This window comes from Jatrophihabitans cynanchi (assembly GCF_027247405.1).
Classification (GTDB): Bacteria; Actinomycetota; Actinomycetes; order Mycobacteriales; family Jatrophihabitantaceae; genus Jatrophihabitans_B; species Jatrophihabitans_B cynanchi.
Window position 1 is genome coordinate 2,649,594 of sequence record NZ_CP097463.1, and the last position, 13,462, is coordinate 2,663,055.

Here is a 13,462-nt window from a genome sequence, read left to right on the forward strand (position 1 = left end):
GGCGTTCAGTGGCGACCTATAGCCCGCCACTGAACGCGAAAGCCGCCACTCAACGTGGCGGGCGTGACTTCTCGAGAAGGCGGTCCGGGATACGGGCCGAGGTGCGGCCGCTACAGGTGCCGGTCGACGTACACCGGCGGCTGGGCCGCTGTGCCTACGAGTCCGGTGCCGAGCGTGGCGCGCTGGGAGTGCTGCCAGGTGCGCAGCGCGCTGGTCAGCTCGGCCTGCAGCGCCAGGATGTGCGCGCGTAGCGCCACGATGCGCTCACGCAGCTCCTCAGGGATGGCGGGCAGCTGCTCGATCGGCGGCAGGCTGCTGGGGTTGGTGGTGGGTAGCAGCCAATCGGCGGGCACCCGCGCGGCCGCGGCATCGGCTTCCTCGACCGCTGCCGCCGCCTGCTCGTCGGCGAGCAGCAATGCCTCGGCGCGGCGTGCGTCGGCCTCGACGGCCGCCAGCACCCGCTCCCACTGCTGCTTGCTGTCCATGGTGGGCCTCAGCTGACCCAGGCGCCCGCCGACGCCGGCGCGCTCTGCGCACTCTGCGCGGCTGAGCCGGCGACGATGTCAGCGGCCTGTGCCCAGGCATCACGCAGCGTGCCGACGATCTGCTGGACGCCGGCGATGCGCTCGCGATCGCCACCGCGGGCCGCGACCAGTTCGGTGAGCAGGTGCGCGTAGATCCCACTCAGGTTCTGGGCGGGGCCGCCGGCCGACACGTCCAGGCTGCCCTGCAGCTCGATGACGACGGCCATCGCGTGGCCCAGGTGCGAGCCGGTGGTGAACTCGTCCTCGGCGGATTCGGCCAGGGTGAGGTCGAGCCCGAGGCGGTCGTAGAGCATCACGACACGCTGTGCCGGCGTCGCGGTCAGCACGCGGTCGCGCAGGTAGCGGGCGCGCACCTCGTCCATGGGCATGTGGGCACCCTTCCGATCAGGAACTGCTCGAGCTGGAGCTGCCCGAGGACATCGACTTCAGCATCGAGGTGAGGTAGCTCGACTGCGACTGCAGCTTGGCGAGCGCGGTCTGCATGGCGTTGAACTTCTGCTGCAGGCCGGTCTGGATCAGAGCCAGCCGCGGCGTCCAGTCGTTGATGCGCGTGTTCAGATCGGTGATCTGCCCGTTCGCGGACGTGATCGCCGCGGTGATGTTGCCGGTCGTCGGGTCGATGGCGCCGGTCGAGACGGTGTCGAGCGACGTGGCGAAGTCGTTGACGGCCGCCTGGGTGCCGGTGGGGTCCTTGGTGAACGCCGCGGCGAAGGCGGTGGCGTCGAAGGAGAGCTTGCCGGTGCTGTCCATGTCGATGCCGTAGGTGTGCAGGCTGGTGCCACCGGGGCCGCCCTTGCTGACGGCCGCGTAGAGCGACTGCTGCAGCGAGGTGACGTCGTAGCTGCCCTGCAGCACGGCACCCTTCGCGGTGGTCTGGCCGATCGTGTTGGCGGCGCTGTTGACCGCGTCGACGAGTGCCTGGACCTTGTCGCTGATGGCGCCGTTGTCGGTCTTGACCGTAACGGCGACGTTGCTGACGATCGCGTTCACCGAGAAGGTGACGCCCGGGATCATGTCGGTGAACGTGTTGCTCTGGCTGCTGACGGTGTACCCGCCGGCGGCCGGGTCGCCCACGCCGACCTGGGCGTTCGCGGCCTGCGTGATCGTCGCCGGTGCCGGGTCGTCGAAGCCGCTGACGGTGAAGCCGGCCTTGGTGCCCGTCGCGGTGGCGTTCAGTTGCAGCAGCGGGATGGTGCTCCCGGTGCCGGTTCCGTCGTCGACGTTGACCACGGATGCGCGGACGCCCACGGCGGCCGAGTTGATCGCCGCGGCTACGTCGGCCGCGGAACCGGACGTCAGGCTGATCGCGTGCGCCGTCCCGTCGGCGCCGGTGATCGTGATGCCGTTGCTCGGTGTCGTCACGACCGTGCCGTCGGTTGCGGCCTTGACGGTGGTGACCTGTGCCGCGGCGAGGCCGACGACGTTGAAGATCGTGGTGCCGGCCTGTGCCGTGCTGCTGCTGGTGGCGACCACGGCGGCGTTCGACGAGCTCGCCGCGGTCGACTGCCACACGCTGCTCAGCACGTCCGTGAACGCGTGTGCGGCGGTCTGCACCGCTGTCACGGTCGTGTTGACCGCCTGGTAAGCCGACAGGGCCGTCTGCTGCGCGGACAGCTGATTCTTCAGCATCGTCTGCGGCAGGGCCTGCGCCTGCATCATCTGGCTGATCAACGTGGTGGTGTCGATCGAACCGGCCACGCCGCCGAGCAGTCCCGAGACGTTGAAGCTACTCGGACTCGTCATCGTCTCGTTCCCTCTCTTGTGCTCGGCGAGCGAGCCGGTTCAGCCCGGAGCGGGCGGACCAGGTGGGGGTTGGTCCGCCCGCGCCGAGGTGGTGCTGGTTACTACTTCGGCTGCTACTGGAGCAGCTTGAGGATTGCCTGCGGTGCGGAGTTCGCCTGGGCCAGGACGCTGGTGGCGGCCTGGGTCAGGATCTGCGACTGCGTCATCTTGGTGACCTCGGACGCGAGGTCGGCGTCGGTCAGGTTCGACCGGGACGCGGTGACGTTGGTGATCGCGGTCTGCAGGTTGGTGACCGTGTAGTTGAGCTGGTTCTGCGTCGCACCGATACCCGACCGAGCCTCGGAGATCGTCGAGATTGCGGCATCGATCGTCGCCAGATCGTCGGTCGCCTGGGTTGTGCCGTAGGTCTTCAGCGCAGCGGTGCCTTCGTTGTCGGTGTACCCGGTGGTCCCGTCGTACTTGACGATGTTGAGGCCCGACAGCGTGGCCGTTCCGTCCGTGTTGGTCGACTTCGGGTCGGGGGCGCCGGCCGCAGGCGCTGTGAGAGCAGTGCTCGAGTTGCCGAGGACCCACGCTTGCACACCTGCGCCGCTCAGGTCGAGTCCGATGGTGTCGCCGCCGTTGGCGCCGACCTGGAAGTTCTTGCTGAAGTTGCCGTCGAGCAGGTTGGTGGCGCCGAACTTGGTCTGCCCGGCGATGTTGTCCAGCTGGCTGTTCAGCTTGCTGATCTCGCCCTGGATGGCCTTGAGCGAGGAGTCGTCCTGGGTGCCTTCGTTGCCGGCCTGCACGACGAGGGTGCGCATGCGCTGCAGGATGTTCTGGGTGGTGCCCAGGGCTCCGTCGGCGATCTGGGCGACGTTGATGCCGTCCTGGGCGTTGGAGACGGCCTGGGTCAGGCCGTTGATCTGGCTGGTCAGGCCCTGGCTGATCGACAGGCCGGCGGCGTCGTCGGCGGCCTTGTTGATCCGCAGACCCGAGGACAGCCGCTCGAAGCTGCTGGCCTGGGCGTTCTGGTTCGCGGCCAGGTTGTTGTAGGCGTTCAGTGCCGCGACGTTGGTGTTGATGCGAAGACTCATGGTGTTTGCCTCCCAAACGCGAGTCCGTGCTTACGGGGGAAGGTGTGCCGTCCGTGGCGCACCGGTCGTGCTGATCGAACTGGTCGTTCTGGTTGTGCGGGTCGTGCGGGTGGAGTCCGGGTCGGGCGGACCAGGTGGGGGTTGGTCCGCCCGACCCGGAGCCGGTGGGCTGCTTCCGATTACTACTGCAGCAGCTTGAGGATGGCCTGCGGGGCGGAGTTCGCTTGGGCGAGCACCGAGGTCGCGGCCTGGGTCAGGATCTGTGACTGCGTCATCTTGGTGACCTCGGATGCGAGGTCGGCGTCGGTCAGGTTCGACCGGGACGCCGTCACGTTCGTGATCGCGGTCTGCAGGTTCGTGACCGTGTAGTTGAGCTGGTTCTGCGTCGCACCGATCCCCGAACGGGCCGAGGAGATGTCCGAGATCGCCTGGTCGATCTTGGCGAGGTCGGCGCTGGACTGCGTCGAGTCGTACGTCGTGGGCACTGTGTACACAGTCGACGCAACGCCGGTCCCAGCGTTGGTGGTGGTCACGCCGCCAGCGATTGCAAGAGCGGTTAGGTCCACGCCGCCGGTGTAGGTACCAGTCGTCTGGGTACCAGTCGGAGCCGCGTACGTGCCGCCGACCGCGTGAGCCGTCGTGGCGGCACCAGCGAGGTTCAATGCGATGGTGTCGCCGCCGTTGGCGCCGACCTGGAAGTTCTTGTTGAAGCTTCCGTCGAGCAGGTTGGTGGCGCCGAACTTGGTCTGGCTCGCGATGTTGTCGAGCTGGCTGTTCAGCTTCTGAATCTCACCGTTGATCGCCTTCAGCGAGGAGGCGTCCTGGGTGCCGGTGTTGCCGGCCTGCACGACGAGGGTGCGCATGCGCTGCAGGATGTTCTGGGTGGTGCCCAGGGCTCCGTCGGCGATCTGGGCGACGTTGATGCCGTCCTGGGCGTTGGAGACGGCCTGGGTCAGGCCGTTGATCTGGCTGGTCAGGCCCTGGCTGATCGACAGGCCGGCGGCGTCGTCGGCGGCCTTGTTGATCCGCAGACCCGAGGAGAGCCGCTCGAAGCTGCTGGCCTGGGCGTTCTGGTTCGCGGCCAGGTTGTTGTAGGCGTTCAGTGCCGCGACGTTGGTGTTGATGCGAAGACTCATGGTGTTTGCCTCCCAAACGTGAGTCGGATGAAGCGGCGCGCCGTCCGTGGCGGGCCGGTCGTACTGGTCGTGCTGGTTGTGCGGGTGGTGGAGTCCGGGTCGGGCGGACCAGGTGGGGGTTGGTCCGCCCGACCCGGAGCCTGTGGGCTGCTACTACTGCAGCAGCTTGAGGATGGCCTGCGGGGCGGAGTTCGCCTGCGCGAGGACCGAGGTCGCGGCCTGGGTCAGGATCTGTGACTGCGTCATCTTGGTGACCTCGGACGCGAGGTCGGCGTCGGTCAGGTTCGACCGGGACGCGGTGACGTTGGTGATCGCGGTCTGCAGGTTGGTGACCGTGTAGTTGAGCTGGTTCTGCGTCGCACCGATCCCCGAACGAGCCGACGAGATCTTGCTGATCGCCGAGTCGATGGTGGCCAGGTCGGCCGTCGCGTCCGCTGTCGCGTAGGTGGTCGGCGGGGTGTATGTGACCGGCGTGCCGGCGACCGCGGTGCCCACGATCTTCAGTGCGGTCAGATCGACGCCGCCGGCGCCGTTGCCACCGACATCGCTGGAGGTGACATCCGAGCTCGACAGGTCGAGCCCGATGGTGTCGCCGCCGTTGGCGCCGACCTGGAAGTTCTTGTTGAAGCTTCCGTCGAGCAGGTTGGTGGCGCCGAACTTGGTCTGGCTCGCGATGTTGTCGAGCTGGCTGTTCAGCTTGACGACCTCACCCTGGATCGCGGCGAGCGAGGACGCATCCTGGGTGCCCGTGTTGCCGGCCTGCACGACGAGGGTGCGCATGCGCTGCAGGATGTTCTGGGTGGTGCCCAGGGCTCCGTCGGCGATCTGGGCGACGTTGATGCCGTCCTGGGCGTTGGAGACGGCCTGGGTCAGGCCGTTGATCTGGCTGGTCAGGCCCTGGCTGATCGACAGGCCGGCGGCGTCGTCGGCGGCCTTGTTGATCCGCAGACCCGAGGAGAGCCGCTCGAAGCTGCTGGCCTGGGCGTTCTGGTTCGCGGCCAGGTTGTTGTAGGCGTTCAGTGCCGCGACGTTGGTGTTGATGCGAAGACTCATGGTGTTTGCCTCCCAAACGTGAGTCGGATGAAGCGGCGCGCCGTCCGTGGCGGGCCGGTCGTACTGGTCGTGCTGGTTGTGCGGGTGGTGGAGTCCGGGTCGGGCGGACCAGGTGGGGGTTGGTCCGCCCGACCCGGAGCCTGTGGGCTGCTACTACTGCAGCAGCTTGAGGATGGCCTGCGGGGCGGAGTTCGCCTGCGCGAGGACCGAGGTCGCGGCCTGGGTCAGGATCTGTGACTGCGTCATCTTGGTGACCTCGGACGCGAGGTCGGCGTCGGTCAGGTTCGACCGGGACGCGGTGACGTTGGTGATCGCGGTCTGCAGGTTGGTGACCGTGTAGTTGAGCTGGTTCTGCGTCGCACCGATCCCCGAACGAGCCGAGGAGATTGCCGAGATCGCAGTGTCGATCTGGTTGAGGTCGTAAGCAGCCTCGCCCGAGCCGTAGACCTTGTCACCCGCCACCGCGGTCGTCGTGCCGCCAACCAGGGTGTTGCCGGCGTAGCCCGCTCCCGCGCTGGTGTACTTGGCGATGTTCAGGGCGGTCAGGTCCGTGCCGCCCGACGAGCTAGCGCCGCCGACGAACTTCGAGTTGACGTTCGCGCTGGACAGGTTCAGCCCGATGACGTCACCGCCGTTGGCGCCGACCTGGAAGTTCTTGTTGAAGCCACCGTCGAGCAGGTTGGTGGCGCCGAACTTGGTCTGGCTGGAGATGTTGTCCAGCTGGCTGTTCAGCTTGACGATCTCACCCTGGATGGCCTTGAGCGAGGAGTCGTCCTGGGTGCCGGCGTTGCCGGCCTGCACGACCAGGGTGCGCATGCGCTGCAGGATGTTCTGGGTGGTGCCCAGGGCTCCGTCGGCGATCTGGGCGACGTTGATGCCGTCCTGGGCGTTGGAGACGGCCTGGGTCAGGCCGTTGATCTGGCTGGTCAGGCCCTGGCTGATCGACAGGCCGGCGGCGTCGTCGGCGGCCTTGTTGATCCGCAGACCCGAGGAGAGCCGCTCGAAGCTGCTGGCCTGGGCGTTCTGGTTCGCGGCCAGGTTGTTGTAGGCGTTCAGTGCCGCGACGTTGGTGTTGATGCGAAGACTCATGGTGTTTGCCTCCCAAACGTGAGTCCTGAGGGGGTGGCCCGGGGGAGGGCCGTCGATCCGTCCATGGGTCGACAGACTCGCTATCGGCACAGCCGCGCCGGCCTTGAGCCGGTCACCTGATCTTGCGGCCGTTCTGGGCTAAGCCACAGCACTGCCTCAACACAGAACAGCCGGCCGGGAGCGACGTCGTCGTCGCTCCCGGCCGGCTGCCGAGGAGAAGGAAGGTGTCAGTTGGCCACGCGCTGGCGCAGCGGCGCGACCAAGCGGGCCTCGCCGAGCAGGGTGCTGGCCTCGAGCCGGCCGGCCAGGGTGGAGCGTGCGGCGATGGCGGCGCAGTAGGCCTCGCGGGCGCTGTCGCGGCGGCGGCTGGTGGGGGCAGGTGCCGGGGCGGCGTCGCCATCCTGGGCACGCATCCCGGTGCGCAGCATGGCCAGCGCCTCCGACCGCAGCTGTGAGACGCGGGACTCGGTCACGCCGAGATCGGCGGCGATGTCGGCCATCTTGCGCTGCTCGAAGAAGTACTCCCGAACTACCGTGCACAGCCGCTCGGGGAGTTCGGCGATCGCGTCGCGCAGGATGCCCAACTGCTCGCGGTGCATCAGGATGCCCTCGGGGCCGGCCTCGTGGTCGGGCAGCAGCTCGGCACCGTTGTTCTCGGTCAGGCCCTGGATCGACAGCACGGCCGCCCGCTGGACGTCGGCGTCCACCGCGTCGAGTTCGTGTGCCGCGACACCCATCGTGTTGGCGACCTCGTCGCGGCTCGGGGTGCGGCCCAAGGTGGCGGCTAGCTGGTTGCGCACCGCCTCGATCTCGCGGGCCTTGCCCCGGACGGCCCGGCTGGCCCAGTCCATCGTGCGCAGCTCGTCGGTGAGGGCGCCGCGGATGCGGAAGGCGGCGAAGCGGCCGAACGGGACGCCGCGCGAGGCGTCGAAGCCCTGCGCGCTCACCGTCAGCGCCAGCATCCCGGCGGAGATGAGGTCGTCGCGGTTGACGTGCGACGGAACACGGCCGAGCAGTTCACGCACCAGGTGGCCGACCAGCGGGAGGTGCGTGCGCACCAGCTCGTCGACGGTGGGCGTGGAAGCGCTCTCGGGCGCGTTGGTTACAGCCGTCATGGCTGCCTCCTCGGGTGACCTGCGAATCGGACGGTGTAGCTGTGTTGTCCGAGCCGGTCCCCCGACCTCGGTGCGGCTCCCCAGCCCCACCGTTCGATCCATTGGCTCGTGTTAGATCGACGTGAAGTAATCTCGCATGTAAAGTCCGTGTTTGGCAAGCCCAAGATCCAAGAATTTTGAAGTGGTGTCACAGGTCACAGCAGATAGGGCGAAACCGCCTCAAAGCACCGGTCACCGCGCACATTGGTCACCCGCAGCTGCTCAAGCCGGGACGGGTGCTGGCCGATGGTGCAGGCATGCTGAACCCCCGCGCCGCTGACCCCACCGACCACGCCGACCCCTTCGCCGGTGTCGTCGCTGTGTTGTGGAGCGAGCGCGAGATCCTCGAACGAGTGCTGTTCGCCCTCACCACGGAGCGGCTGATCCTGGAGTCGGGACAGACCCGCTGGCTGGCGCGCGCCGACCGGCAGCTTCAGGACGCGCTCGAGGTGCTCCGCACCGGCGAGGTGCTCCGGTCCGCCGAGGTGCAGGCCCTTGCCGACCAGCTGAACCTGCCGTTCGAGACGAACCTGGCCGGGCTGGCCTCGATCGCGCCCGAGCCGTGGCCCTACGTGCTGAACGAGCACCGCACGGCGCTGCGCGGCCTGGTCGCCGAGATCGACTCGGCCACCACTGACATCCGTCGTCTGCTCCACGCGGGTGCGCAGGCGATCGGCGAGACCCTCGACCGGCTCGGCGACGCGTTCAGCGCGTACACCGCCGACGGCGGGGTTGCCACGTTCCCGGCCCGCCCGATCTTCATCGACGAGCAGGCCTGAGTATGTCCTCGACCTTCGGCGGCATCCAGCAGGCGACGAACTCCATCGGCGCCGCGCGGTACGGCCTGGAGATCGTGTCGCAGAACATCGCCAACGCGAACACGCCGGGCTACACCCGGCAGGCCTCCCAGCAGGCCACGGTCGACGCCGTAGCCGGCGTCCCGACGCTGTACACCAAGCCGGCCGGTCCCGGCGGCGTCCAGATCACCGGCACTGCCCGGCTGAACGACCCCGTCCTGGACGCCCGCTCACGCACCGAGCACGCCCGCAGCGGGCTGGCCGACACCAACGCTGCCGCGCTGTCCTCGATCGAGTCGCTGTTCCCCGAGCCGAGCGACAACGGCCTGTCCGAGCAGCTCAACGCGTTCTGGAAGGCGTGGACTCCGGTCGCGAACGACCCCGGGTCGCAGGCGCCGCGCTCGGTGCTGCTGCAGCGTGCCGCGACGGTCGCCAGCACCCTGAACGCGATGAGCACCTCGCTCAGCGACGTGGCCGACAGCGCCACCCAGTCACTGACCCAGGGCATCGACGCCGTCAACTCGGCAGCCACCCAACTCGGCAACATCAACGGGCAGATCGCCGTCGCCGCCGCCACGGGGGCCAACGCCAACTCGCTGATGGACCAGCGCGACCAGCTGCTCGACCAGCTCAGCACGATGGTCGGGGGCGTCGCCACGATCAACGCGAACGGCTCGGCCGACGTCGTGGTCGGCGGGCAGTCCCTGGTCTCCGGCGTGACTGTGAACGCGATGGCCTTCAATGCCGGCACCAACACGGTGAGTGTCGGCGGCACGGCCGTCACGCTCGTCAACGGCAGCGCCTCGGCCTTCCTGTCCACGCTCGTCACCACCGTCCCCGCCTACCAGGCGCAACTGGACACCGTCGCGAACACGCTCGCGGCGACCGTCAACGCCGGTCAGGCGGCGGGCTACGACCTCGCCGGTAACGCCGGTGGGCCGCTGTTCGGCGGCACCGGCGCGGCGAACCTCTCGGTGATCATCACCGACCCCACGCTGGTGGCGGCCTCGAGCACCCCCGGGGGCAACCTGGACGGCTCGAACGCGCTCACCCTGTCCGGCAAGGGCGCGGAAAGCACGTCCGCCGACGCGCTGTACACCAAGCTCGTCGGCAACATCGGCTCGTCCACGGCACTGGCCAAGCAGCAGCAGACCACCCAGTCGTCGGTGACGGCCAGTGTCGACGCGCTGCGCACCTCGGTCTCCGGGGTCAGCTACGACGAGGAGGTCAGCAACATGTTGACCTTCCAGCGGTCCTACCAGGCGTCCTCGCGCGTGCTCACCACGCTGGACGACCTGCTCGACACCTTGATCAACCACACCGGATTGGTGGGCAGGGGCTGACATGCGCGTCACCGAATCCTCCGCGAGCTACGGCGCGCTGGCCGGGCTGCAGTCCAGCGCCGCCCGGCTGGCGTCACTGCAGGCCAAGCTGTCCAGCGGCAAGCAGATCACCGCGCCCTCGGACGACCCGTCCGGCACGGTCCGGGCGCTGCAGTTGCGCGGCGACCTGCAGCGCAACAACGCCTACACCGACAGCGCCACCGACGCGATCGCCTGGATGTCCACCGCGGACTCGGCGTACTCGCAGATGGTCACGCTGACCCAGAGTGCGCGCACGCTCGTCGTCCAGGGCTTGAACACCGGGGCGAGCACCGGCTCGTCGGCGGGCGCGATCGCCGACCAGATCGACGCGCTGCGCACTTCGCTGCTCTCGGTGGCGAACACGACGTACAACGGTCGCCCCGTCTTCGGCGGGACGACGAGTGGTTCGGTCGCATACGACAACGGGGGCAACTACATGGGCGACAGCGGCACGGTGAACCGGACGGTAGGGCCACAGGCCACGGTGCAGATCAACCAGAACGGCCCCGCCGTGTTCGGGCCGGCCGGCGGGGACCTGTTCAGCCTGCTCAGCTCCGTCTCCGCCAACCTGCGCAGCAACAACACCACGGCACTGTCCGGCCAGCTGGCCGACCTCGACACCGCGATCGGCCGGATGAGCGCCGCGCAGGCGAGCGAGGGGGCGGCGTACCAGCGGGTACAGGTCGCGCAGTCCGCGCAGAGCTCGACCAAGCTCTCGGTCACCTCGCAGCTGTCCGAGCTGCAGGACATCGACCTCGCCGACATCGCGGTCCAGGTCACCACCGCGAGTACCAACTACCAGGCCGCGCTGCAGACGACGGCGAACATCCGTCAGCTCTCGCTGCTCAACTTCCTCTCCTGATCGGGCGGACAATGACGACGATGATGGAACGCACCCGGCAACTGCACTTCGTGGAGCCGCTCCCCGGTTTCGCGGGCGAGGACGAGTACACGCTCGAGCCGATCGACCCGCGCGGGCTGCTGTTCTCGTTGCGCGCCGTGAACGAGCCGAGCCTGCGCTTCGTCCTGACGCCGGCGGACGCCTTCTTCGACGACTACCACCCGGACGTCGCCGGCGCGGTTGCGCCGGTGCTGGGCGGCGAGGACATCTCGCTGCTGCTGGTGCTGACGCTCGGGGCCGGGCTGGCCGACGCCACCGCGAACCTGCGCGCCCCGATCGCCGTTTCCGCGTCCACCGGGCGGGCGGTCCAGGTCGTCATCGACGACGAGACGCTCCCGATGCGTGAACGGATCGTCCGCCAGTAGTCATGGCCTAGGCTCGTGGGGTGCTGATCCTTACCCGGCGCGTCGGCGAGAGCGTCATCGTCGGCGACGACATCGTCATCTCGGTCATCGAGGTGCGCGGTGACGCCGTGCGGATCGGTATCCAGGCACCCCGCTCGGTCAGCGTGCACCGCGAAGAGGTGTACCTGGAGCTGCAGCGCGCCAACGAGCAGGCAGCGTCCGCCAGCGACGCCGCGATCGGCGCGGCGGTCGAGGAGCTGATGGGCGAGGACCAGCCCGAGCGCGACTGACGCCCGAGCCCGGCGGTGCGCGATACTGGCCGGGAGCCGTCGCCCGCCGAGCACGTCAGGAGACCTTGATGCCCATCGCCACTCCCGAGATCTACGCCGACATGCTGGACCGCGCCCGGGACGGCGGGTTCGCGTACCCGGCGATCAACGTCACCTCGTCCGAGACCGTGAACGCCGCGCTCCGCGGCTTCGCCGACGCCGGCAGCGACGGCATCATCCAGATCTCCACCGGTGGTGCCGAGTTCGCCTCCGGCACGCACGTGAAGAACATGGTCGCCGGGGCGGTAGCGCTGGCCGAGTTCGCGCACTTGATCGCCGACAAGTACCCGGTCAACGTCGCGCTGCACACCGACCACTGCCCCAAGGACAAGCTGGACGGCTACGTGCGGCCACTGCTCGCGATCTCGGCTGAGCGGGTGGGTGCGGGCCGGCCGCCGCTGTTCCAGTCGCACATGTGGGACGGCTCGGCGATCGAGCTGGAGGAGAACCTGCAGATCGCCGCGGAGCTGCTGGCGAAGGCGGCCGCGGCCAAGATCGTGCTCGAGCTGGAGATCGGCGTCGTCGGCGGTGAGGAGGACGGGGTCGTCGGCGAGATGAACGAGAAGCTGTACACGACTCCTGGTGACGCGCTGCGCACCGCCGAGGTGCTCGGGACCGGCGAGAAGGGCCGCTACCTGCTCGCCGCCACGTTCGGCAACGTGCACGGGGTGTACAAGCCCGGCAACGTCAAGCTGCGCCCGTCCATCCTCAAGGACCTGCAGGACGAGGTCGGCGCGAAGGTCGGCCGGGAGAAACCCTTCGAACTGGTCTTCCACGGCGGCTCCGGCTCGGCTCTGGAGGAGATCCGCGAGGCCGTGTCCTACGGCGTCGTGAAGATGAACGTCGACACCGACACCCAGTACGCGTTCACCCGCGAGGTCGCCGGCCACATGTTCACCAACTACGACGGCGTGCTCAAGGTCGACGGCGAGGTCGGCAACAAGAAGGCGTACGACCCGCGGGCCTACCTCAAGCTGGCCGAGACCGGGATGGCCGCGCGCGTGCAGCAGGCCTGCGAGGATCTGCTCTCGGCCGGGACCTCGCCGGCGGCCTGACGCCCCTCACGCGGTGGGTCCGTCCCGCTGGTGACCGGTCTGGCGCGTCCAGCCAGTCGCCGGGCGGGGCAAGCAGGACTCAGCCGGCCGGCGCGAACGCCAAGCCGGCCACCGCGGCCAGCGCGACGCTGCCGATGAGCTGGCCGCACGTTCGGCCTTGTCGTGGCGTTCGATCAGCGGTCCTGCCGCCGGAGCAGTTCCCGAACCTCGTCGCCTGCGCGAGCGCGCTGACCGGGTGCGAGGACGAGCAGGCGTACTGCGAATTCGGCGTCGACCTGTTCGTGTCGGGGGCCGGCCGATTGCAGGCCGCGCGCAAGCGGCAGAATCGCACGGCATGACCGACGCGTTCAACCTGATGGCCCAGCCGACGCGGCTGCCCGAGGACCCCGCCGTCGCGCGGCTGGAGGCGGGAGAGGACGCGAGCGCCGTGGCCGCCGCCCTTCCCGCGTCCTGTACCGCGTGGGCGACGCTCGCCGAGACGGCGCTGGCCGCCGGCAGGACGGTCGAGGGCTACGCCTACGCAAGGACCGGATACCACCGCGGCCTGGACGCGCTGCGCCGCGCGGGCTGGAAGGGCAACGGCCCGGTGCCCTGGGCCCATGAGCCGAACCGCGGCTTCCTGCGGGCGCTGCACGCGTTGGGCCGGGCCGCCGGTGCGATCGGCGAGCAAGACGAGGCCGCCCGCTGCGCCCAGCTCCTCGCCGACTGCGACCCCGAGGCCGTCCGGTACCTCGCGGCCGGCTGACGTCTCGCCCCGTTCCGCTCGCCCGACCATGTGACGGGTGTCCGCTGAGGCCGTCCGTCATGCGATCACGGTGCCCGGGCACCGCGATCGCATGACAGTGCGCGGCCGGGCGATCCGGGACACCGGCCCCA

Annotated in this window: 16 protein-coding genes; 8 read left to right on the forward strand and 8 right to left on the reverse strand. The window is 69.0% G+C overall.

Features of this window, described 5'->3' with window-relative positions:
- Nucleotides 1-110: 110 nt before the first annotated feature.
- From M6B22_RS12895 to M6B22_RS12930, 8 genes are all read right to left on the reverse strand, one after another.
- Nucleotides 111-485 (reverse strand): hypothetical protein, encoded by a 375-nt coding sequence (locus M6B22_RS12895; RefSeq protein WP_269441960.1) that lies wholly within the window; start codon nucleotides 483-485, stop codon nucleotides 111-113.
- 8 nt (nucleotides 486-493) lie between these two features.
- Nucleotides 494-913: a flagellar export chaperone FliS gene (locus M6B22_RS12900; protein WP_269441961.1), complete on the reverse strand. Its 420-nt coding sequence runs from the start codon at nucleotides 911-913 to the stop codon at nucleotides 494-496.
- 16 nt (nucleotides 914-929) lie between these two features.
- A complete protein-coding gene (gene fliD / locus M6B22_RS12905) occupies nucleotides 930-2,288 on the reverse strand; it encodes a flagellar filament capping protein FliD (protein WP_269441962.1) in 1,359 nt (452 codons plus the stop codon).
- 113 nt (nucleotides 2,289-2,401) lie between these two features.
- Nucleotides 2,402-3,364: a flagellin N-terminal helical domain-containing protein gene (locus tag M6B22_RS12910; protein ID WP_269441963.1), complete on the reverse strand. Its 963-nt coding sequence runs from the start codon at nucleotides 3,362-3,364 to the stop codon at nucleotides 2,402-2,404.
- Between the two features lie 182 nt (nucleotides 3,365-3,546).
- Nucleotides 3,547-4,500 (reverse strand): flagellin N-terminal helical domain-containing protein, encoded by a 954-nt coding sequence (locus M6B22_RS12915; protein WP_269441964.1) that lies wholly within the window; start codon nucleotides 4,498-4,500, stop codon nucleotides 3,547-3,549.
- Nucleotides 4,501-4,653: 153 nt separating this feature from the next.
- Nucleotides 4,654-5,553 carry a flagellin N-terminal helical domain-containing protein gene (locus M6B22_RS12920; protein ID WP_269441965.1) on the reverse strand — a complete coding sequence of 300 codons (900 nt, stop codon included), beginning with the start codon at nucleotides 5,551-5,553 and terminating at the stop codon, nucleotides 4,654-4,656.
- Nucleotides 5,554-5,706: 153 nt separating this feature from the next.
- A complete protein-coding gene (locus tag M6B22_RS12925; protein ID WP_269441966.1) occupies nucleotides 5,707-6,642 on the reverse strand; it encodes a flagellin N-terminal helical domain-containing protein in 936 nt (311 codons plus the stop codon).
- A 227-nt stretch (nucleotides 6,643-6,869) separates the two neighbouring features.
- Nucleotides 6,870-7,757 (reverse strand): sigma-70 family RNA polymerase sigma factor, encoded by an 888-nt coding sequence (locus tag M6B22_RS12930; protein ID WP_269441967.1) that lies wholly within the window; start codon nucleotides 7,755-7,757, stop codon nucleotides 6,870-6,872.
- Between the two features lie 296 nt (nucleotides 7,758-8,053).
- On the opposite strand from M6B22_RS12930, the gene flgN reads away from it, so the two are divergent.
- The 8 genes from flgN (at nucleotide 8,054) to M6B22_RS12970 (ending at nucleotide 13,331) form a co-directional block, all read left to right on the forward strand.
- Nucleotides 8,054-8,575, forward strand: coding sequence for a flagellar export chaperone FlgN (flgN, locus tag M6B22_RS12935; RefSeq protein WP_269441968.1), 522 nt, complete (start codon nucleotides 8,054-8,056; stop codon nucleotides 8,573-8,575).
- 2 nt (nucleotides 8,576-8,577) lie between these two features.
- Complete coding sequence (gene flgK / locus M6B22_RS12940; protein WP_269441969.1) at nucleotides 8,578-9,936, forward strand: flagellar hook-associated protein FlgK; 1,359 nt, start codon at nucleotides 8,578-8,580, stop codon at nucleotides 9,934-9,936.
- A 1-nt stretch (nucleotide 9,937) separates the two neighbouring features.
- The gene (flgL, locus tag M6B22_RS12945; RefSeq protein WP_269441970.1) at nucleotides 9,938-10,819 is read left to right on the forward strand and encodes a flagellar hook-associated protein FlgL; all 882 of its coding nucleotides are present in this window, start codon (nucleotides 9,938-9,940) and stop codon (nucleotides 10,817-10,819) included.
- Nucleotides 10,820-10,839: 20 nt separating this feature from the next.
- Nucleotides 10,840-11,223, forward strand: coding sequence for a flagellar assembly protein FliW (locus M6B22_RS12950; RefSeq protein ID WP_269441971.1), 384 nt, complete (start codon nucleotides 10,840-10,842; stop codon nucleotides 11,221-11,223).
- Nucleotides 11,224-11,243: 20 nt separating this feature from the next.
- On the forward strand, nucleotides 11,244-11,492 hold the full coding sequence (csrA, locus tag M6B22_RS22225) for a carbon storage regulator CsrA (RefSeq protein WP_269441972.1): 249 nt from the start codon (nucleotides 11,244-11,246) through the stop codon (nucleotides 11,490-11,492).
- Nucleotides 11,493-11,560: 68 nt separating this feature from the next.
- A complete protein-coding gene (fbaA, locus tag M6B22_RS12960) occupies nucleotides 11,561-12,586 on the forward strand; it encodes a class II fructose-bisphosphate aldolase (protein ID WP_269441973.1) in 1,026 nt (341 codons plus the stop codon).
- Nucleotides 12,587-12,720: 134 nt separating this feature from the next.
- Nucleotides 12,721-12,924, forward strand: a complete 204-nt coding sequence (locus M6B22_RS12965) for a hypothetical protein (protein WP_269441974.1) — start codon at nucleotides 12,721-12,723, stop codon at nucleotides 12,922-12,924.
- On the forward strand, nucleotides 12,921-13,331 hold the full coding sequence (locus tag M6B22_RS12970; RefSeq protein WP_269441975.1) for a DUF3151 domain-containing protein: 411 nt from the start codon (nucleotides 12,921-12,923) through the stop codon (nucleotides 13,329-13,331). The genes M6B22_RS12965 and M6B22_RS12970 overlap by 4 nt, the downstream gene beginning before the upstream one ends.
- The last annotated feature ends 131 nt before the right edge of the window (nucleotides 13,332-13,462 follow it).

Bases quoted from the DNA above. Each gene is read 5' to 3' on its own strand.
- M6B22_RS12895 (WP_269441960.1), bottom strand. From the start codon at position 485: ATGGACAGCAAGCAGCAGTGGGAGCGGGTGCTGGCGGCCGTCGAGGCC.
- M6B22_RS12900 (WP_269441961.1), bottom strand. From the start codon at position 913: ATGCCCATGGACGAGGTGCGCGCCCGCTACCTGCGCGACCGCGTGCTG.
- fliD (WP_269441962.1), bottom strand. From the start codon at position 2,288: ATGACGAGTCCGAGTAGCTTCAACGTCTCGGGACTGCTCGGCGGCGTG.
- M6B22_RS12910 (WP_269441963.1), bottom strand. From the start codon at position 3,364: ATGAGTCTTCGCATCAACACCAACGTCGCGGCACTGAACGCCTACAAC.
- M6B22_RS12915 (WP_269441964.1), bottom strand. From the start codon at position 4,500: ATGAGTCTTCGCATCAACACCAACGTCGCGGCACTGAACGCCTACAAC.
- M6B22_RS12920 (WP_269441965.1), bottom strand. From the start codon at position 5,553: ATGAGTCTTCGCATCAACACCAACGTCGCGGCACTGAACGCCTACAAC.
- M6B22_RS12925 (WP_269441966.1), bottom strand. From the start codon at position 6,642: ATGAGTCTTCGCATCAACACCAACGTCGCGGCACTGAACGCCTACAAC.
- M6B22_RS12930 (WP_269441967.1), bottom strand. From the start codon at position 7,757: ATGACGGCTGTAACCAACGCGCCCGAGAGCGCTTCCACGCCCACCGTC.
- flgN (WP_269441968.1), top strand. From the start codon at position 8,054: ATGCTGAACCCCCGCGCCGCTGACCCCACCGACCACGCCGACCCCTTC.
- flgK (WP_269441969.1), top strand. From the start codon at position 8,578: ATGTCCTCGACCTTCGGCGGCATCCAGCAGGCGACGAACTCCATCGGC.
- flgL (WP_269441970.1), top strand. From the start codon at position 9,938: ATGCGCGTCACCGAATCCTCCGCGAGCTACGGCGCGCTGGCCGGGCTG.
- M6B22_RS12950 (WP_269441971.1), top strand. From the start codon at position 10,840: ATGATGGAACGCACCCGGCAACTGCACTTCGTGGAGCCGCTCCCCGGT.
- fbaA (WP_269441973.1), top strand. From the start codon at position 11,561: ATGCCCATCGCCACTCCCGAGATCTACGCCGACATGCTGGACCGCGCC.
- M6B22_RS12965 (WP_269441974.1), top strand. From the start codon at position 12,721: ATGAGCTGGCCGCACGTTCGGCCTTGTCGTGGCGTTCGATCAGCGGTC.
- M6B22_RS12970 (WP_269441975.1), top strand. From the start codon at position 12,921: ATGACCGACGCGTTCAACCTGATGGCCCAGCCGACGCGGCTGCCCGAG.